The following is an 18,500-nucleotide window of genomic DNA, read 5'->3' on the forward strand; positions in this document are numbered from 1 at the left end:
CCCTCTTGCACCAGAAAGGCACTGATCACGATGGACGCACGCTTCATCGAGACGCTCACGCCGTTCCTGCCGTTCCTGCACGGCGAGACGATCACCGAGGACACGCCCCTGCGCACCTACGGGCTGGACTCCATGCAGGCCATCGAGCTGATGTTCGCGCTGGAGGACAGCCTCGGCGTCTCCCTGCCCGACGAGGCCCTGGTCGAGGAGACCTTCGCCACGGCCGGCAACCTGTGGCGGGCCGTACAGGGCGCGGACGCGGGCGCGGTCACGGCCACGGCGGAGTCGGTGTGAGCGCCCCCGCACCGGCCGCGCCCGTGCCGGGCGCCGCCGCGTCCGGCCCGTCCGCGTCGCTGCGCGCCGAGGTCGACCAGGTGTCCGCCCTGGCCGCCCGGCACGCCGCGCACTGCGACGAGCGGGCCGAGTTCCCCCTCGCCGTGCTCGACGCCCTGCGGCCCCGGCTGCTCGGCCTGCTGGTGCCCACCCGGTACGGGGGCCCCGGCGGCACCGTCGACGACCTGATCGACGTCACCATGGAGCTGGGCCGCGCCGACATGTCCACGGCCATGGTGTTCGCCATGCACTGCCAGCAGGTCGCCGCGATCGCCGGGCATGCCGGTCCTCGCCTGGCCGCGGAGCTGCTGCCGGAGATCGCCGCCGGGCGGATGTACCTCGCCTCGGTCACCACCGAGGCCGACAAGGGCGGCCACCTGCTCTCGGCGCGGGCCGAACTCGGCGCGCGGGACGGGTGGCTGGAGATCGACCGGTTCGCCCCCGTGGTGACCGGCGGGATGCACGCCGACGGCTACCTCATCACCATGCGCAGCCCGCAGGCCCGCTCCGACGGCGAGGTCTCCCTCGTCTTCGCCCGCCGCGACCAGCTGGAGGTGACGCAGCGCGGGAGTTGGAACCCCCTGGGCATGCGCGCCAGCCACAGCACCCCGCTCCAGCTGACCGGCCGGGTCCCCGAGGACCAGGTGGTCGGGGAGCACGGCGCCTTCCGGCGGATCGCGATGAACACCTTCGGTCCGCTGGCCCACCTGGGCTGGTCGGCGGCGTGGCTGGGCACCGCGAGCGGCGCCCTGTCACGGGTGGTGTCGGAGCTGCGCGGCGGCCCCGGCCGCCGCCGCGCCGACCTCTCCTCCGAGCTGCTGCTCACCCGGCTCTCCACGGCACGGCAGCGCCTGGACACGGTGCACGCGATGCTGCGGCACACCGCCGACGTGGTACGCCGGGCCGTGGAGGAGGACGCGGACCTGTCGCACCCCCGCCACCAGTTGCTGGTCAACGCCCTGAAGCTGACCGCCTCCGAGCAGTGCCACCGGGCGGTCGACGACCTGGTGACCGCGCTCGGCATGCGGCACGGCTACCTCAAGGACTCCCCCACCGGCCTCGAACGCGCCCTGCGCGACCTGCGGTCCGCCGCGCTGAACTACAGCAACGACCGCCTCCACCTGGCCGACGGCCGGCTCGTCCTGCTCGATCAGGAGGTGCGCCATGTCTGAGGCGCCCGGCGTCCTGCCACCCGGCAGGGACGCCCGGGAGGTGCTGACGGGGCTGGCCCACGCGGGCACGCTCGACCGGCTGTACCCCGCCGGCCCCGCCGGGCGGATCGACGCGGTGCTGCTGCGGCGCCTGCTGGGCGCCGCCGACGCGCGGGGCCCGCAGGGGCTGGTGCTGTCGCTGCTCGTCCAGCTGGCCACGGCGCTGCCGCTGCTGGCGCAGACCGCGTCGTCGCCGGTGGCGGAGAAGGTGCTGGGCGCCGCGTCCGAGGGGCAGGCCCTGCTGGCGCTGGCGGCCACCGACGAGCAGGCAGGCTCGGACCTCACCGGTCTGGCCACCCGCGTGGACCTGACGGCGGCGGACGCCGACAACGGCGGCACGCTCGTCCTCGACGGCGTGAAGCGCTGGGTGACCTCGGCCACCACCGCCGATCACGCCCTGGTCCTCGCCCGGCACCGTCCCGGCCGTCACTTCACCAGCTTCACCTGGCTGCTCGTCCCGCTCGACACCCCGGGCGTGTCGGTCCGCCCGGCCGACACCCCGCTGTTCGCCGGGTCCGGCGTCGGCCACGTCACCTTCTCCGGGTGCCGGCTGGACCGCGGCCACCTGCTGGGGCGGCCCGGCCGCGGCCTGGCCCTGTTCGCCCGCAACATCGCCGTCGAACGGCTCGCCTCGGCCGCCTGGGGCACCGAACTGTGCCGCCGGGTGCTCGCGGACACCGCCACCCGGCTCGCCGGGCGCACCGTCGACGGCACCCCGCTCGACCGCCACCCCGCCGTACGGCAGCGGCTCGCGGAGTGCGCCGTGCGGGTCAGCGCGCTGGACGCGCTGTGGACCGCCTCGTGCGACCGGATCACCGGCGAGCGGGACGCCACCGCCGCCGCGGTCCTCAAGGCGGCCTCCGGTGCCACGGTGGACCACGTCCTGTCGGCCTGCGCCCAGCTGTGGGGCGCGGACGGCTTCTCCGCCGGCGGCATCCAGCAACTGCGTGCCGAGGCCGCCCTGTTCGGCATCGGCGGGGGCGCGACCGAGGTGGTCCTGGACACCGTGGCCGACCGGTTGGTGCCGCTGGTGGAAGGGCTGTCCGTATGAACGGCACCGCGGTGCGCCCCGCTCCCCCGCGGGCCCTGCGGCCCCGGAGGCGGCTGCTGACCGAGGCGGCGCCCGGGGTGTGGGTGGCGCTCGCCGACGGCTGCCCGCCCCGGGGCCACCTCACCGAAGGGGACCTGGCCGACGCCGCCGCACTGCCGCCGCACCGCGCCGCCGAACGCCTCGCGGCCCGGCGGGCGCTGCGCGGGCTGCTCGCCGCCCGCTTCCCCGAGGCCCGGGACGCCGAGGTGGTCTACTCGGCGCACGGCCGCCCCGCCCTCGCCGGCCGGCCCGAGATCGGCATCAGCGTCAGCCACGACGGTGACGCCGTCGCCGCCTGCGCGGCCCGGGGCCACGCGGTCGGACTGGACGTTCAGCACCCGCCCCGGTCCGTGGCGGACGCCCTGCTGCGCCGCTGCGCACACCGGCGCGCAGACGCGCTGACCCGGCTCCCGCAGCGGCTGCGCGCCCGGGAGTTCGCCTGGCTGTGGACCGTGCAGGAGGCGTGCGTGAAGGCGGCGGGCACCGGCCTCGCCGGCCGGCCGTGGGCCATCGACGTCCCGCTGCCCGCCACACACGGCACCTGGGGCCCCTACCACTGGATCAGCCTGCGTGGCCGCACGACCGTCCCGCTGAGCATCGCCCACACCGCCCTGCCGGACCCGACTCGCGTACCGGAGACCCCATGACCACCGAAGCCGCAGCACCGGAGCTGAGCTGCTACACGGCCGCGCTGCTGCCCTACCTGGAGACGGAACGCCCGGCGGTGAACGCCGAGTTCGCCGCCGCGATACGCCTGGCCGTGCGCACGGACCCCGCCGAGGGCGGCATGGCCTTCTCCCACCACGCCCGGATCGACGTCGACGCGCACGGCACCGGCCTCCTCCATCGTTCCGCCGCCGGCTGGGAGTCGGCGCGGGCGGCGCTGGCCGGGGAGGCCGGCCGCCGTGGACGGGTGATCGCCGTGGGCAACACCCGGCACCTGCCCTGGTCCCCCGCGTACGGCGGGACCGAGACCCCGCACTGGCTGCTCGTCGAGGCCCTGGCGGACGACCGCTGGGCGGTGCGCGACCCGTTCCAGGCCCTGACGCCGCACGGCGCCCACAACCCCTGGGCAGGCACCCTGACCGACGCCGAACTGCGCGCCGCCCTGACGCCGCCGACCGCCCTGACCCCGCAGGCCGTCAACCGGGACCGCTACGCGCTCGGCGAGGAAGGCAGCCCGGCGAACGCCCGGGAGTACCGGTGGCTGGAACGCGTCGGCACCGTGCGGCGGCCGGCCGGTGAGGGCCACTGGCTGCACGGCGCCGACGCGCTGCGCCACGTCGCCGAGCGGGTGTGCCACGACCCGCAGGCCCTGGCCGCGCACGCCGACGACCTGTGGACGGCGGCCCGCCACCAGCGGTACCGGCTCGGTACGCTGGGCTCCGGAACACCGCGGGCCGTGGAACGGGCGGCGGCCGCCTGGGCGGAACTGCCGCGCGCGGCCCGCTTCGTGACGGCTTCCGCCGCACGCGGCCGGCCCCGGCCGGCCGTGATCGAGAGGGCGTTCACGGAACTCCTCGACGCCCTGCGGGACCTGGAGACGACGGCCACCTCGCGGACGGAGGACCTGAGCCATGAGCGCTGACAGCGTCACGAACACCCCGGCCGGGCTGTACGGCCGTTTCGCGGCCACCGCACGCCGCCACCCGGACGCGGTCGCCCTGGAGGTCGGGGGCGAGTCGTACACCTACCGGCGCCTCGAGTCGCTGGCCGGCCGGCTGGCCCGGCTGCTCCTCGACGCGCACGCCGGCGCCGTGCCCCGGCGTGTGGGGCTGCTGGCCTCCCGCACCGTCACGGCGTACGCGGGCTACCTCGCGGTGCAGCGCCTGGGCGCCGTCGTCGTCCCGCTCAACCCTGGCTTCCCGGTGGCGCGCACCGCGGACATCACCGCGCGGGCCCGTCTCGACCTGGTCCTGGCACAGCCCGACCAGGCCGGGGCGGCGCTGCCGGTGCCGGTGATCACCCCGCTCGCCGTCGACGGACCGGACACCGCGGCGGACCGTCCGGCCCCGCCGGTCCGCCCGGTGGACCCGGACGACGTGTGCTACGTGCTGTTCACGTCCGGCTCCACCGGCACCCCCAAGGGCGTCCCGGTGCAGCACCGCAGCATCGAGGCCTACCTCGACCACGTCGTCCCGCGCTACGGCCTCGGTGTGGGGTCGCGGCTGAGCCAGACCTTCGACCTCACCTTCGACCTGTCCGTCTTCGACCTGTTCGGGGCGTGGGCGTCCGGCGGCACCGTCGTGGTGCCCGGCCCGCACGACCTGCTCGCCCCGGCCCGGTTCGTGGCCCGGGAGGGCATCACCCACTGGTTCTCCGTGCCGTCCGTCGTCTCGCTCGCCGCCCGGCTGCGGCAGCTCGGCCCTGACTCCATGCCGGAACTGCGCTGGAGCCTGTTCTGCGGCGAGCCGCTCACCCGTGCCCAGGCGGCGGCCTGGCAGGCGGCGGCACCGGCGTCCGTGCTGGAGAACCTGTACGGGCCGACCGAACTCACCCTGAGCTGCGCCCAGTTCCGCCTGAGCGACGCGGACGCCGCGACGCGGACCGGGGCGACGGTGCCGATCGGCACGCTGTACCCGGGCCTCGACCACCTGGTGCTCGACGAGGACGGACGCCCGGCCGCCGAGGGCGAGTTGTGCGTCCGCGGCGTCCAGCGGTTCCCCGGCTACCTCGACCCGGAGGACAACCGTGGCCGCTTCGTGCGGTACACGGACGGCACGGCCACCGTCGTGACGGACACGGCACCCCCGGAGCCCGGCCTGTACTACCGCACCGGCGACCGGGTTCGCGTGACCGAGGAGGGCCTCGCCCACCTGGGCCGTCTCGACCAGCAGGTCAAGATCCAGGGCTACCGGGTCGAACTCGGCGAGATCGAGGCGGCGTTGCGCGCCGCTCCCGGAGTGCGGGACGCCGTGGTCCTGGCCGTGCCGCACCCGGGCGGGCAGACCGGCCTGGCCGCCGCCTGCACCGGCGACGCCGTCGAACCCTCCGGGGTGCTGACCGCGCTGCGGTCGCGGCTGCCCGCGTACATGGTCCCCGCCTCGCTCACGGTCCTGGAGGCCCTGCCGCTGAACGCCAACGGCAAGACCGACCGTACGGCCCTGCGGCGCGTCCTGCAGGTGCCGGACACCGCGAACGGCGCCAAGCATGCGGACGCCCGCCCGGTGGAAGGAAGCAACCGATGACGCGTCCCGCAGGAAGACCGCCGATGCCCCCTCCGGGTGGCCGCCGTCCGGTGGCCGCCCGGAGGTAGGAAGCCCGACGCCCCGTCCAGGAGGACGCCCGCGATGCTCCGCCCGCCGGCGAGCCGCCCGATACCCCGTCCGGGCGGCCGTTCCCCGACGACCCGCCCGCCGGCAAGCCGCCCGATACCCCGTCCGGAAGGAAGTCACCGATGACCTCGCTCACTGCGGAGGCCTCTGCCGCGAGTGCTGTGCCCGAGAGCGCCGGCACGGTCGTGCCCGCCGAGTTCCGGGAGGCGATGACCCGTTTCGCCACCTGCGTGACGGTGATCACCGCCCAGGCGGGGTCCCGTCCGGTGGGCTGCACCGCCACCGCGGTGTTCTCGCTCACCGACCGACCGCCGACGCTGGTGGTGTCGCTCGCCTCGGGCAGCGGCACACTGCGCGCCGTCCGGGCGGCGGGCACCTTCGCGGTCAACGTGCTGTCGTGGCAGCAGCGTGCCCTCGTCGACCGGTTCGCACGACTGCCCGGCGAAGCGCGGTTCCAGCAGGTCCCCCACGACACGGTCCACGGCGCCCCGCTGCTGGAGGGGACCGTGGCCGGTGTGGTGTGCCGGGTGGCGGACTGCGTGACCCTGGACGACCACGTGCTGGTCTCCGGCCGGGTCGTGCACGCGCGCACGCACGAGGACGTGACGCCCCTGGTGCACTTCGCCCGCCGGCCCTCGCCCCTGGAGTTCCCGGTATGACCACAATGCCCGCCCCTCCCCCCGCCGCCTCCGGCGCGGCAGAGCCTGCGCACCGGGTGAGCCGGCGCAACACCTGGCTGCTGACGGTCTTCACCGCCGTCACCAACCTCGCCGACGGCGTGACGAAGTTGGTCATCCCGCTGATGGCCGCCCGTGTCACCGACTCGCCCCTGGCGGTCTCCGCCGTGACCCTGTCGCTGACCCTGCCGTGGCTGCTCACCTCGCTGCACGTCGGCGTTCTCGTCGACCGCTTCGACCGGCGGCTGCTGCTGTGGCTCGCGGACGGGGCGCGGGCCCTGTCGGTGCTCGTCCTGATGGCCGCGGTGTCCGGCGGCGGCGCGGGCGTGCCCCTGCTGTTCACCTGCGGCCTGGTGCTCGGCATCGCCGAGGTGGTGGCGCTCACCGCCGCCGCCTCCCTCGTGCCGGCCGCCGTGACGGGCCCGGGCCGGGAGCGGGCCAACGCGTGGATGGCGGGCGCGGAGACCGTCTGCAACCAGTTCGCCGGACCCCTGGTGGGCGCGGTGCTGCTGGCCGCGGGCACGGTGGCGGCGCTCGGCACGACGGCCGTCACCTATGTGCTGGGCACCCTGATCCTGCTCCCGCTCGTCCCCCTCGCGGGCCGGTTCCGGGCCGACGCCGGCCAGGGCGGCACGGTCCGCTCGGTGCACGGCGACATCCGGGCGGGCCTCGCCTTCCTGTGGGGCAACCGGGTGCTGCGGACCATGGCGCTCACGCTGACCGTGATGTGCGCCTGCTGGGGTGCCTGGATGGCGTTGATCCCGCTGGCCGCCACCCGCACCATGGGCGCCGACGAGAGCCGGTACGGGGTGCTGATGAGCGCCCTGGGTCTGGGCGGGGTGGTGGGCGCGGTGACCGTCGGCCTCGTCAACCGGTTGCTGGGCCGCAAGGGGGCGATGTTCGCCGACCTGCTCGGCACCCTGGTCCTGGTCGCCACGCCGTGGCTGACGTCGTCGCTGGTGCTCAACACGGTGGCGGCCTTCCTGGGCGGGATGGGCGGCGTCCTGTGGTCGGTCAACTCCCGGACCATCGGGCAGTCGCTGGTGCCCGACGCGCTCCTGGGCCGGTACACCGCCGCGCTGCGCATGTTCAGCTGGGGGGCGCTGCCGCTGGGCTCGGCCCTGGCGGGCGCGATCGCCCAGGCGGCCGGCCTGTCCGCCGCCTTCGCGGTGTTCGCGCTGGCGGCGGCCGTCATCATCGTCCCGTTCCTGCGGTGGATGCCCGCCGGGGAACTGACCGCGGAACCGACATCCGGAGCGAAGGACTGACCATGAGTGCGCACACCGACGAAGAGCCCGGCCGGGGCGTGTGGCTGCGCCGCTACGTTCCCGCCGCGGCGCCGCTGCCGGCGACCCTCGTCTGCCTGCCGCACGCGGGCGGGGCACCGACGTTCTTCCGCCCGTGGGCGGAGCGGCTGGCCGGTTCCCTCGACGTCGTCCCGGTGTGCTACCCGGGACGCCAGGACCGCTTCACCGAGCCGTGCGTCACCCGCATGCACGTGCTGGCCGAGGAGGTCGCCGACGCGCTGCTGCCGCTGACGGACCGGCCGCTGGCCCTGTTCGGGCACAGCTTGGGGGCGGCTCTGGGCTACGAGGTGGCGAGGCTGCTGCGCCAGGCCCACGGGAAGGACGTCGCCCACCTCTTCGTGTCGGGCATGGTGCCGCCGCACCTGGTGCCACCGGGACGCCGCCACCTGGAGGGTGACGAGGCGCTGATCGCCGACGTCCTGGAGCAGGGCGGCACGGACGCGGCGCTGCTGGCCGACGAGGACTTCCGCGCCTTCCTCCTGCCGGCCATCCGCGGGGACTACCGGCTGATGGAGACCTACACGTTCACCGGCGCCGACCGGGCCCTGAACGCGCCGGTCACCGTCTACTACGGACGCCAGGACAAGGACGTCTCCGCCGAGGCGGCCGGTGAGTGGGCGCGGCACACCACCGGGCCGACCGAGGTCCTCGACTTCCCCGGCGGGCACTTCTATCTCCAGGACGTGCTGGAGACGCTGGTGGCGGACGTGGAACGGCGGGTCCTCGACTCGGTGCGAGGACCCGGGCACGGGCCCCGGCCGGCCGCGCTCAGCCCGCGCTGAGCAGGCGCGAGCCGAGCGGGGACGAGAGCCGGCCGACCGGGTCGGGGCCGGGCGCGGTGAGTTCGGGGCTCTCCGCGAGGACGGCCGCGTGCAGTTCGCGCAGCCGGGGCGACGGCTCGATGCCGATCTGCGTCACCAGGCGGTCGCGCAGCTGGCGGTACGCCTCCAGGCACTGGGCCACCCGGCCGGACCGGTAGAGGGCGATCATGTACTGGGCGTGCAGGTTCTCGTGCGTGGGGAAGTACACCGTCAGACTGCGCAGTTCAGGCAGCAGTTCGTGGTGCAGGCCGAGGCGCAGTTCCGCCTCCACGCACTTCTCCAGCAGAGTGACGCGCCGCTCCTCCAGGCTCGTGACGTGGGCCTGGATGCGCGGACCCGCCGGGGTGTCCCCGAGAACCGGGCCGCGCCACAGGCTCAGGGCGTCGCGCAGCGCGAACGACAGCTTGCGGTCGTCACGGACCAGCTCCGCCTGCCGGGCGACGCGCAGCCGGTGCTCCAGGTCGTGCAGGTCCAGGTCGTTCTCCCCGATCCGGAGCGCGTAACCGCCGGGCTCGGTGACCAGGATCTGCTTGGCGGCCCGCAGCGAGCCCACCGACGGCACGGCCGCGAGGGCCTGGCGCAGGTGCAGCACCCGGGTGTGCAGGCTCTGCACGGCGGTGGGCGGCATCTCCTCGGGCCACAGTTCGTCCCGGCAGATGTCCTGCAGCACCGGCTGGCCGGCGTGGAGCACGAGCAGCGCGAGGAGGCTGCGGGTTTTCGGCGCCGTGGGCAGGGCCCGGAGGCCGCCGCCATCGCGCAGCGTGAGCGGTCCAAGGACGGTGAACTTCATGCGACCCACCTTTCGTGACGACAGCGATCGTCGTCGGCGGACGGGCCGGACGGTAGTCACGGGTTCACGGTCCCCGTGCGGGGGCGGGTGCGGGCCGGCGGTCACCAGGAGGCGGCGTGCAGCGAGATCACCTGGAGGACGCACGGGGTGTACACCCCGCCGAGGGTGTAGGTCAGTCCGCTGGGCACGTAGAGCGCCTCGCCGCTCCGCAGCCGCAGGTTCAGGTCCTGGGCGCAGGCGGCGGAATCCGCGTCGCGCGGCTTCAGTTCCACCCGGCAGTCGCACCCGCCCTGCACGGGCAGCAGCACCAGATCGGTGGCGGCCCTGTTGTCCGCGCGTTCCTCGCCGGCCAGCAGCAGGACGAGCGACCTGCGCACCTCGCAGCCCAGCAGCCGGCCCAGTTCCTCGGCCATCTCCCCCGCGCGGCCGGGGCCGGACGGCGCTGGTGACGGAACGGCCGACGCGATCCCGGCGGTCGCCTGGGCGAAGTCGTCCACGGAGGACTCGGCCACGAGGGCCTCCATACCGTCCGGCCAGACGAGGGCCGGGCTGCGGTCGCGATGCACCGACAGGCACAGCGCCAGATCCCGTGCGAACACGTCCACGGCTAATCTGCCGGCGACCGGAGCCGATTCCATGTCCACGTCCCGCTTCCCCCATCGTCGCGCCTTTCCACCGGCAAGCCGGACGACCACGACGAATCCCCCTGGAAGCACGCCGCCGACGATGCGACGGGGGTGACCCGTGGGCCGGGTCACCCGTGATCCGGGGCGTGCTCGCGCCGTGGCCCGAGGGCGTACGGCGCGTCCGGAGAGGGAGGATCTGCTTGTCCCTCTCCGCACGTGGCCGCAGCCGTGTGCGGACTCCGGCACGTCGGCGTGGCGTGCTTGACACTCTGCAACCCGAGGGCTCGTCGCGGTAGTCCCGGACTTACGGTACCCAGATCGCGGGCGGGCGGCGCCACCGGTGTACGGTCATCCTCAGCCGTTCTCCGAGCCGGGCTCCCCGGAGTCGATCAGACCGTTCCTGGCGGCCAGGAAACCCGCCTGGAACCGGCTCTCCGCCCCGAGTGTCTCCATGATGTCCGCGATGTGCTTGCGCGCCGTGCGCAGCGACATGCCCGTGCGGCGGGCGATGGTCTCGTCCTTGAACCCCGCGGCGAGCAGCCGCACGATGGTCCGGTCGATGTCCTTGGCAACGGCTTCGAGTCCGTCGACGGCGGCGTCGGAGAACGGTTCGGCGAGGGACCACGTCTGTTCGAAGATCTCGCACAGGTAGTGCACGAGGGACGGCTCGCGCACCACCACGGCGCCTGCGGACTCGCCCTGTTCGGGCACGAAGGCGATTTTGCGGTCGAAGACGATGAGCCGGCCGAACAGCTGGTGGGCAGTGCGGTACTCGGCGCCGAGCGCCGACACCGTGGCGACGTACGCCTGGCTCGGGCCGTTGAAGCGGGCGGTGTGGTGGTAGAGGGTGCGCATGCGCACACCGCGGGCGAGTAAGGCGGTGTCCCTGCCGAGGGCTTCCTGGAGGACCGCGGGGTCCCGCCGGCCGCCGGGCTGGCTGGTCAGCATCTCCTCAGTGCACTCGGCGGAGGCACGGTTGAGGGCGGCGCGCACCTCTTCCAGGCGCGGCACGATCTCCACGTCGGCGGAGGCGTGGTTGAGGCTGTCCATGTAGTGTCCGCGCAGGTCGGAGAACTGCTCACGGATGCGGTGCAGTTCGGCCTGCCGGCTGCGGATCGCGGCTTCCAGGCGGCCGGTGACGACGACGCCGACCAGGTCCGGGTCGACCGGCCGCAGCCGGGCGGGGTCCTCCGCGTCCGCCTTGAGCAGTCCCATGCCGGTCAGGGACAGCAGAGCGGCGTCTATCTCGTCCCGGTCGAGACCCAGTTCACGTGCGGCGCGATCCGGTTCGAGGCGCTGATTGCGGGCTATCCAGCGGTAGAGGGTCGCTTCCCGTTCGCTCGGCCGCATCGGCGGCTCGATTGAGTAACCTTCGTCCACTACGCACACTTCTGATCCCTGTTCGTCTTGCTGCCGGGCAACTTGGTGAGCACCGTCATCGGTAGTCATGGACCCGCTGACACGACAGACTCGGAGCCCAGGAGATCAGCGGGACCGCCCCCGCCGACTCCCTGGTAACGCGTTAGGAGTGCCTCGATGAGAACCGTTCGTTCCTACCTCGCCGTCGCCGCCCCACTGACCGCGGTTTTCGCGGTCGGGCTCTGCGCAGTGCACACTTTCTCCGCGCCGTCGGGCTTACCGGCTGCCATGACGACCGCCTCGGCCGTCCGGACCGACGGCGACAGCGGGTGGAGTCGCTCGGCGACCGTCGTGGCAGCGGTCACGTCCACCGACGACCACGGCGACAGCGGCTGGGGCTGATCCGGCACGCGGCTCGTGGCCGGATTCCGCGCCCACGGTACCGCTGCGCCGCCGCAGACGCGCCGACGGGCTGCCGACCACGCGCTGCTCGCACTCGAGCCAGGCCTCACGAGTCAGTCCGCACCCTCGCTTGTCGTCTACAAGACTTCCCATACCTTAACTCGGGCCAGCCGCCAGCCGATTGGTTCGGCCGGCCCGTGCCCGCACCGCCGTACGGCCCCGCCTCCGACGAAAGGCCCCCCGTGAGTCCGATCGCCGTCGAAGCCGTGGACACCCTCAGCGACCGCGAACGCCAAGTATTGACCTACCTGGCCGAGGGATACACCTACCTTTCCATCGCCCGGAGGCTCAGCCTGAGCCCGCACACCGTGGACACCTACCTGCGCAGGATCCGCGGGAAGACGGGAGTCAGCAACCGGGCGCATCTGATGATCCTCGCCCTCGAGGTCTCCCGCAGAGCGGGCCGCGATCCGCGGCAGAGATGAGACGGTGACGGCTGGTCGTGGGCCCGGTCGGCGCATGACCGGGCCCGCCAGCGGGCCGGAGCCGGCCGAACGGGGCGCGCTCGGCCACGGCGCGGCGTACGGCGTGGCCGGGACCACGTGCACCCGCCGTGCCGGGTACGGGCCGCCCGCGCGGTTACCGGACCAGCCGGCCGGTCCGGGCGGCGTCCCGCGCAGGTCGGCGTGGATGGGGTGCGGCGTGCGGGGTACCCGCGGTGGAGTACGACGTAGGCACTGACGCGGGAGGTACCCATGGGCAAGCTGGGAGACATGGCGAACAAGGCCAAGGAGATGGCGAAGGGCCACCCGGAGCAGGCCGACAAGGGCGTCGAGAGCGCCGAGCGGATGGTCGACGAGCGCACGGGCGACAAGTACGACGCCCAGACGGACAAGGGCGCCGACGCGGCCCGGCGCTCCTACGGCGGCAGTCCCACGACGGAGCGCTGATATCGGGTCTCCCTCGTAACCCGTACGCACCCGAAGTCCGGGCCCCCGGTGCCACGCGCCGGGGGCCCGGTGGTGTCCCGTCCCGCTGCGTGGCACCGGGGGCCGCTCCGGCCGATGGCGCGTTTCCCGTGTCAGGCGGTCGACCGGCCGGCCCGCCACGCGCGGTGGTGCCGCTCGGGGTCGTCGGTGGAGGAGGCGAGGCGGGGGCGCCGGCCGAGGGGACAGCGGGCCCTGGCACTGCTGACCAGTTCGTCCCGGGCGGCGGCCGACCGCATCACGCCGCCCGCCTCGACGGACGCAGCCGCCGTCCCGCCGGAGGTGTGAGGTCGGAAAAAGGGGCGATCAATAGCTGGAGCAGACCCACTTGAGGCGAGGAGTGTGCGTGTATGGGAACCGTCGTCCACGTCCCGCAGACCCGGGACATGATCGGGGACGAACTCTCCGGCGACGAGGCGTTCGCGGCGCTGCGGCACTACGGAAGCCTGCGGCTGCTCACCGACTCCTTCGCCCGCTTCCGCTACGCGGACGGGTTCACCAACGCCCGGGCACTCGCCTTCCAGGTCGTCCTCGGCCTGGTGCCGTTCACCGTGGCGCTGGTGGGCCTGGCGACCTCGGTGCACACCGAGAGCGTGGGCCGGGTCATCGAACTCACCCTCGGCCGGATCGTGCCCGGTGCCAGCGCGGACCTCGTCCAGGACGCCTTCGACGGAACGCGGCGCAGCGCCCACCACGACCTCGGGGCCACGCTGGCCCTGTGGCTCGGCCTGGGCTTCGCCCTGCTGAACCTCGCCTCCGCCATGGGCCAGATCGAGCGGGGCGCCAATCGCATCTACGGCATCGAACGCGATCGTCCCTTCCCTCGTAAATACGGCAGGGCCATCCTCCTCGCCTTCACGGCCGGTCTGCCGCTGGTGCTCGGTTTCGTCGTGCTCGTCACCGGCGACGCCGTCGGCGACGCGGTGGCCCGCGTGGTCGGGGGGCAGGGCGGCGGCACGCGGTGGTGGGACGCGCTCGACCTGCCGGTGGGACTGGCGCTGGCGTGGATCGCCTCCGCGGTGATCTTCCGCTGGTCGCCCCGGCGGGTCCAGCCCGGCTACACGTGGCTGGCTTTCGGCTCGGCCGTCCATCTCCTGCTGTGGGTCGCGGCGACGTGGCTGCTCGCGCTCTACGTCGAGGGCAGCGGTGCGTTCGGTGCCCTGTACGGGCCGCTCACCGCCTTCATCGCCCTGCTGCTGTGGGCCAATCTCACCGCCGTCGCGCTCTTCCTCGGCATCGCGTTCGCGGCCCAGTTGGAGGCGGCGCGTGCCGGTATCGACGCCGCGGTACGGCCGGACCCCGGGCCGGGCCGCTGACCGCCGGGAGGGACACGCCGCGCCGGTACGGGGCGCGGCGCCCCGGCCGCGGGCGGACGGCTTCAAGGTCCGCGGCGGGGGCGTGACCCGCCTCCCGCCACGCGTACGGCACCGCATCACCGTGCTCGGCCGCTGCTCCTTCCGGCTCCCGGGCCTTCCCGGCGGCCCGCGACCGCTCACCCGGCCACGGTGTCGCGCGGCCTGCCGCAGTCCGCCAGGACCTCGGCGGCCCGGCTCCGGTGGGCACGGAAACGGCGCAGGTACGACCGTGCCATGGGACCCGGTGGTACACCTCGGGCGAAGGCCCGCATGTTGCGTTCGCCCGTGTTGTAGCCCAGGGCGAGCAGTTCGTCGCGGGTGTAGCGGCGCACGTACCGCTGCGGAAGGCTCCGGTCGAGGTCCTTCAGGTGCAGGGCCGCCGCGTGAATGGCGAAAGCGGGGTCGTCCCGAAGGTCCTGCCACCGCCCCGTCAGGCCGTGCGCGCGCCGGATCCGCTCGAACGCCGCGCGGTGCATGTTGGCCACTCCGAAGGACGCCCCGGGCTTCCACCACTGCCACAGCCGCTCCAGCAGCGGATGGTGCGGCTTGTACGCCTCGTTGTGGAGCACGGTCATCACCAGTAGGGCCGGCACTCCGGCCTCCCCGGCGCTGCGCACCACCGACGCGGCGTAGTCGGCCGGGTCGTAGCCGCCGGGCCGCAACGGTGGAGTACGGACGTCACCGCGGCCCACCGGTCGGGACCGTCGCTTCGGCGCCTCCGACGATCGCTCGGCCATCTTCACTCACCTCTCGCCTGCCACTCGGACGGCAGTGCGTCAGCCGTCCCGAGGTGCGCGTGCCCGCATGCCCCGGCCCCAATCAAACGCACCGGACCCGCCGTCCCGCCGTCCCCCCCTTCCACCCCCCGGGCCGCGCCCGGTCCCCCGGCCCAGGCAGCTCGCCCGAGCACCGGGCGGCTGGAGGTCCTGCGCACCGGGGCAGGCAGGGGTGACCCGCTTGGGGGGTCATGGCTTACGGACCGGCAGGTACCCGGGCAGCATGGACAAGGACCCGTAGGGCTGCCGCAACCAGCAGATCTTTCACGAGCGGACAGGTGAGATGGACAAGAAGGCGTTGATCGAGGCAATCAACCGCAAAGCGGCGGACACAGGCGGACAGCTCCCGCCGGACGAGGTCGAGCGAGTGATCGACGCCTTGTTCGGCACGGTGGAAGTCTCCGGAGTCATCGCCGAAAGCCTCAAACGCGGAGAGACGGTCGCCGTGCTCGGCTTCGGCGACTTCCATCTCGAAGGCGGCCGGCCCATGCTGCGCCCCGGCCAGGCCCTGCACGAGTACATCAACGGCACCTCCGGTTGACCTGGTTCGCCTGATCGGCGGCCTCGGTCCGGCCGCGACACCAGGCACGCGGCAACGGACGGCTACGGGCACCGCGTACCCGCTCGGGCCACACGCGGACCCGGACCGTGCTGTCGGCCCGTCCCCATGGCTCCGCACCGGGACCTCCGGCCTCCGGGTCGGCATGGCTTCCCCTCCCTCGTCGTGGGAAAGGAGATCCTCGGCGTCGCCGGCCGGCCCGGCGGAGAACCGGACCGGCACCGCCGCCGCGCAGCCGGTCACGGCGGCCGCTCGTCGGGCTCGAGGTCTGTTCCCCGTGGGGACCCGGGCGTCGGGAACCGAGCCGGACGCTGACCAGCGTGCGCCCTCGTCCTCGTCAGCCGTCTCATGGCGGGCGCTGTCCGTCCCCGGGCGGTGCGCGACTCGATGCCGGTGCCCTGGAGCACCCTGGCGGATACGGCGCCGACCCGCGCCTCGCCGACCTTTTCCGGCAGGCCGGCGAGGTACCGCAGCCGCGCTCCGCTTCGCCGATGAGGCGGAGGCTCCAGGGGCCCGGTCCGTGGGGCTCCACCCGCAGCCCGCTCGATCGTGGGCAGTGTGTGGCTGGTTGAGCTGGGAAGACGCAGTACCAGTCAAGGTCCGGCCGGTGGAAGGGAGCCGATGTTGTGATGATCCGAGTACTGGTCTTGCACCCACACAGACACAACGGTTCGACAGCGGGCACCGACCGTGGTTGACAGCAGCACGGCATCCCGGCAGATGATGCGGCTGCTGCAGGCCAGCCACACCATCACGCTCGAGGAACTACCCGATCTGGTCGCCGAACACGCCGAGGCGGCCGGAATGTACGACACGGCCGTCTTCGTGGTGGACATCCGTGAGACGGTGCTGCGCCGGCTCACCGGCCGGGGGCCGGACGCCCGCGACGGCGGGCAGCAGTTCACCGTCCGGGGCAGCCTGCCCGGGCGTGCCTACCAGCAGGTGAGCCTGCTGCCCGAGCGGGAGACGGACGGCAGGCAGGAAGGCCGGCGGCGCTGGTGGGTGGCCATCACCGACGGGGTCGAGCGGCTGGGGGTACTGCGGGCCGACACCGGCGACGACGACGAGCCGACCCGCCGGGCGCTGCGCGACCTGGCGTCGATGGTCGCCCTGCTGCTTCTGAGCAAGCGTTCCTTCAGCGACTCCTACGCGCGCCTGGTGCGCACGGAGGCGATGAACGTGGCCGCGGAGATGCAGTGGAACCTGACCCCGCCGCCCGCCTACGCCGGACAGGACACCACCGTGGGCGCGGTGATGGAGCCCGCCTACCAGGTGGGCGGGGATGCCTTCGACTACGCCGTCGGCGGCAGCGTCCTGCACATGGGCGTCTTCGACGCCATGGGCCATGACACCACCGCTGGTATCACCGCCAACGTCGCGGTAGCCGCCTGCCGCAACGCCCGCCGTCAGGGCGCGTCCCTGGCCGACACCAGCCGGCACATCGAGAACATCCTGGTCGAGCAGTTCGGCACCAGCCGCTACGTCACCGCCATCCTGGCCCAGTTGGACATGGAGACGGGACGGCTGAGGTGGGTCAACCGCGGCCACCACCTGCCGATCCTGATCCGCGGCAACCGGTGGACCACCAGATTGGCCTGCCCGCCGGCCGGCCCCATGGGCGCCCGCCTGGGCCTGCCGGTCACCGAGGCCGTCGAGCAGCTCGAGCCCGGGGACCGCCTGCTGCTCTACACCGACGGCATCACCGAGGCACGCGACACCTGCGGCAGGGAGTTCGGCCGGGACCGGTTCACCGACTTCGTCCTGCGCCACCACTCCGGCAAGCACACCTTGCACGAGACGCTGCGCCGGCTCATGACCGCCGTGCTGGACCACCATGACGGGAAACTCGACGACGACGCCACCGTCCTGCTCGCCGAGTGGCGCGGCCGGCTGGAGGAAACCGCCCTCGTGCCGTGACACCGTCCCGAGCGGACACGAGCCCCGTGCGACCGACGACCTGCCCGCTCCGGCCCGATGGCGCCGAGGTCCGTACGGGACCGTCGTTCGGGCAGGCCCGCGGGAGGCGGCTCCCCACCTCGCCGTCTCGCAGGACGCTCAGTCGAGACAGAACTCGTTGCCCTCGACGTCCTGCATCAGGATGCACGACTCGTTGTCCTCATCGGCAAGCAGTACTCGCACGCGTACCGCGCCGAGCGCGACCAGCCGTGCGCATTCGGCCTCAAGCGTGGCCAGGCGCTCTTCGCCCACGAGTCCGGTGCCGACCCGCACGTCGAGATGCACCCGGTTCTTGACGACCTTCCCTTCGGGAACGCGCTGGAAGTACAGCCGCGGGCCCACACCTGAGGGATCCATGCACGCGAACCATGCCCCCTGGTTCTCAGGCGGCAGCGAGCTGTTGAAATCGTCCCAGGTGGCGAAACCCTCCGGTGGCGGCGGTGCCACGTACCCCAACACCTCGCACCAGAAACGAGCGACGCGCTCGGGTTCCGCGCAGTCGAAGGTGACCTGGACCTGTCTGACGGATGACATCGGCCCACCATAACAGGGGGACTCCGCCGCTCAAGCGCCGGTGGAAATCCGCAGGTTGACGAAGGAGTGGCTCTTGCGAGCCGCTGCCGTGCCGTGCGGTCGCAGGGGTGCAGGCCACCCGTTCCGCCTGGGGTCACCGCTCACCACCGCAGGCAGCCCCGGCACGCGCGTACCCAGCGCGATCCGCAACGGGAGCACCGGGCGACAGTCCCCGAGTCGCCATCAACTACGCTGGCCGCGGCCGTAGAACCTCTCCGCGCAGGCCGGTCGAGCCCCGCTCACGAGGGGGAAGCACCGTCCCGGTCAGGGCGTCGCACAGTCGTAGGCATGACCAAGAAGGGCGTCCTCTCCCCCTCATCTCCCCCTCATCCGCTTCCACGGGTACGTGACCGACACGAACATCTCACGGAGCTGCCGGTGCCCATCGGCTGCCTGACGATCTA

At 73.5% G+C, this 18,500-nt stretch carries 20 protein-coding genes; 14 read left to right on the forward strand and 6 right to left on the reverse strand.

Features of this window, described 5'->3' with window-relative positions:
• Positions 1–30: 30 nt before the first annotated feature.
• The 9 genes from ACF07S_RS28440 to ACF07S_RS28480 all read left to right on the forward strand — a co-directional run bounded on the left by ACF07S_RS28440 (position 31) and on the right by ACF07S_RS28480 (position 8,675).
• Positions 31–294 (forward strand): acyl carrier protein, encoded by a 264-nt coding sequence (locus ACF07S_RS28440; RefSeq protein ID WP_391966417.1) that lies wholly within the window; start codon positions 31–33, stop codon positions 292–294.
• The gene (locus ACF07S_RS28445) at positions 291–1,505 is read left to right on the forward strand and encodes an acyl-CoA dehydrogenase family protein (RefSeq protein WP_391966418.1); all 1,215 of its coding nucleotides are present in this window, start codon (positions 291–293) and stop codon (positions 1,503–1,505) included. The genes ACF07S_RS28440 and ACF07S_RS28445 overlap by 4 nt, the downstream gene beginning before the upstream one ends.
• On the forward strand, positions 1,498–2,595 hold the full coding sequence (locus tag ACF07S_RS28450; RefSeq protein WP_391975494.1) for an acyl-CoA dehydrogenase family protein: 1,098 nt from the start codon (positions 1,498–1,500) through the stop codon (positions 2,593–2,595). The genes ACF07S_RS28445 and ACF07S_RS28450 overlap by 8 nt, the downstream gene beginning before the upstream one ends.
• Positions 2,592–3,281 (forward strand): 4'-phosphopantetheinyl transferase family protein, encoded by a 690-nt coding sequence (locus ACF07S_RS28455; protein WP_391966420.1) that lies wholly within the window; start codon positions 2,592–2,594, stop codon positions 3,279–3,281. The genes ACF07S_RS28450 and ACF07S_RS28455 overlap by 4 nt, the downstream gene beginning before the upstream one ends.
• The gene (locus ACF07S_RS28460; protein WP_391966421.1) at positions 3,278–4,222 is read left to right on the forward strand and encodes a hypothetical protein; all 945 of its coding nucleotides are present in this window, start codon (positions 3,278–3,280) and stop codon (positions 4,220–4,222) included. Before ACF07S_RS28455 ends, ACF07S_RS28460 begins: the two co-directional genes overlap by 4 nt.
• Positions 4,212–5,822, forward strand: a complete 1,611-nt coding sequence (locus tag ACF07S_RS28465; protein WP_391966422.1) for an amino acid adenylation domain-containing protein — start codon at positions 4,212–4,214, stop codon at positions 5,820–5,822. Before ACF07S_RS28460 ends, ACF07S_RS28465 begins: the two co-directional genes overlap by 11 nt.
• 209 nt (positions 5,823–6,031) lie before the next feature.
• Positions 6,032–6,568 carry a flavin reductase family protein gene (locus ACF07S_RS28470; protein WP_391966423.1) on the forward strand — a complete coding sequence of 179 codons (537 nt, stop codon included), beginning with the start codon at positions 6,032–6,034 and terminating at the stop codon, positions 6,566–6,568.
• Positions 6,569–6,573: 5 nt separating this feature from the next.
• Positions 6,574–7,854, forward strand: a complete 1,281-nt coding sequence (locus ACF07S_RS28475) for an MFS transporter (RefSeq protein WP_391975514.1) — start codon at positions 6,574–6,576, stop codon at positions 7,852–7,854.
• Positions 7,855–7,856: 2 nt separating this feature from the next.
• Positions 7,857–8,675, forward strand: a complete 819-nt coding sequence (locus ACF07S_RS28480) for a thioesterase II family protein (protein ID WP_391966424.1) — start codon at positions 7,857–7,859, stop codon at positions 8,673–8,675.
• Here ACF07S_RS28480 and ACF07S_RS28485 read toward each other — a convergent pair.
• The 3 genes from ACF07S_RS28485 to ACF07S_RS28495 all read right to left on the reverse strand — a co-directional run bounded on the left by ACF07S_RS28485 (position 8,662) and on the right by ACF07S_RS28495 (position 11,480).
• Positions 8,662–9,504 carry a BTAD domain-containing putative transcriptional regulator gene (locus tag ACF07S_RS28485; protein WP_391966425.1) on the reverse strand — a complete coding sequence of 281 codons (843 nt, stop codon included), beginning with the start codon at positions 9,502–9,504 and terminating at the stop codon, positions 8,662–8,664. The two genes, ACF07S_RS28480 and ACF07S_RS28485, sit on opposite strands and share 14 nt — an antisense overlap.
• 101 nt (positions 9,505–9,605) lie before the next feature.
• Positions 9,606–10,148, reverse strand: a complete 543-nt coding sequence (locus ACF07S_RS28490) for a hypothetical protein (protein ID WP_391966426.1) — start codon at positions 10,146–10,148, stop codon at positions 9,606–9,608.
• Positions 10,149–10,484: 336 nt separating this feature from the next.
• Entirely contained in the window at positions 10,485–11,480 is a 996-nt protein-coding gene (locus tag ACF07S_RS28495; protein WP_391966427.1) for a LuxR C-terminal-related transcriptional regulator, read from the reverse strand.
• Positions 11,481–12,133: 653 nt separating this feature from the next.
• Between ACF07S_RS28495 and ACF07S_RS28500 the strand changes: the two genes are divergently transcribed.
• Together ACF07S_RS28500 and ACF07S_RS28505 are read left to right on the forward strand one after the other, a co-directional pair.
• Positions 12,134–12,376: a response regulator transcription factor gene (locus tag ACF07S_RS28500; protein ID WP_391966428.1), complete on the forward strand. Its 243-nt coding sequence runs from the start codon at positions 12,134–12,136 to the stop codon at positions 12,374–12,376.
• 270 nt (positions 12,377–12,646) lie between these two features.
• Positions 12,647–12,841 (forward strand): antitoxin, encoded by a 195-nt coding sequence (locus tag ACF07S_RS28505; protein WP_391966429.1) that lies wholly within the window; start codon positions 12,647–12,649, stop codon positions 12,839–12,841.
• Between the two features lie 131 nt (positions 12,842–12,972).
• On the opposite strand, the gene ACF07S_RS28510 is transcribed toward ACF07S_RS28505, so the two are convergent.
• Entirely contained in the window at positions 12,973–13,119 is a 147-nt protein-coding gene (locus ACF07S_RS28510) for a hypothetical protein (RefSeq protein ID WP_391975495.1), read from the reverse strand.
• A gap of 108 nt (positions 13,120–13,227) precedes the next feature.
• Here ACF07S_RS28510 and ACF07S_RS28515 point away from each other — a divergent pair, with 108 nt between their 5' ends.
• Positions 13,228–14,193, forward strand: coding sequence for a YihY/virulence factor BrkB family protein (locus ACF07S_RS28515; protein WP_391966431.1), 966 nt, complete (start codon positions 13,228–13,230; stop codon positions 14,191–14,193).
• Positions 14,194–14,369: 176 nt separating this feature from the next.
• Here the strand turns inward: ACF07S_RS28515 and ACF07S_RS28520 are convergent, their stop codons facing one another.
• Entirely contained in the window at positions 14,370–14,969 is a 600-nt protein-coding gene (locus ACF07S_RS28520) for a lytic transglycosylase domain-containing protein (RefSeq protein ID WP_391975496.1), read from the reverse strand.
• Between the two features lie 322 nt (positions 14,970–15,291).
• Here ACF07S_RS28520 and ACF07S_RS28525 point away from each other — a divergent pair, with 322 nt between their 5' ends.
• Together ACF07S_RS28525 and ACF07S_RS28530 are read left to right on the forward strand one after the other, a co-directional pair.
• The gene (locus ACF07S_RS28525) at positions 15,292–15,549 is read left to right on the forward strand and encodes an HU family DNA-binding protein (protein WP_391966433.1); all 258 of its coding nucleotides are present in this window, start codon (positions 15,292–15,294) and stop codon (positions 15,547–15,549) included.
• A gap of 708 nt (positions 15,550–16,257) precedes the next feature.
• Entirely contained in the window at positions 16,258–17,484 is a 1,227-nt protein-coding gene (locus tag ACF07S_RS28530; protein ID WP_391966434.1) for a PP2C family protein-serine/threonine phosphatase, read from the forward strand.
• 138 nt (positions 17,485–17,622) lie between these two features.
• On the opposite strand, the gene ACF07S_RS28535 is transcribed toward ACF07S_RS28530, so the two are convergent.
• The gene (locus ACF07S_RS28535) at positions 17,623–18,057 is read right to left on the reverse strand and encodes a VOC family protein (protein WP_391975497.1); all 435 of its coding nucleotides are present in this window, start codon (positions 18,055–18,057) and stop codon (positions 17,623–17,625) included.
• Positions 18,058–18,500 lie beyond the last annotated feature (443 nt).

This window comes from Streptomyces sp. NPDC016640, from assembly GCF_043076215.1.
In the GTDB taxonomy this organism is placed as follows: Bacteria; Actinomycetota; Actinomycetes; order Streptomycetales; family Streptomycetaceae; genus Streptomyces.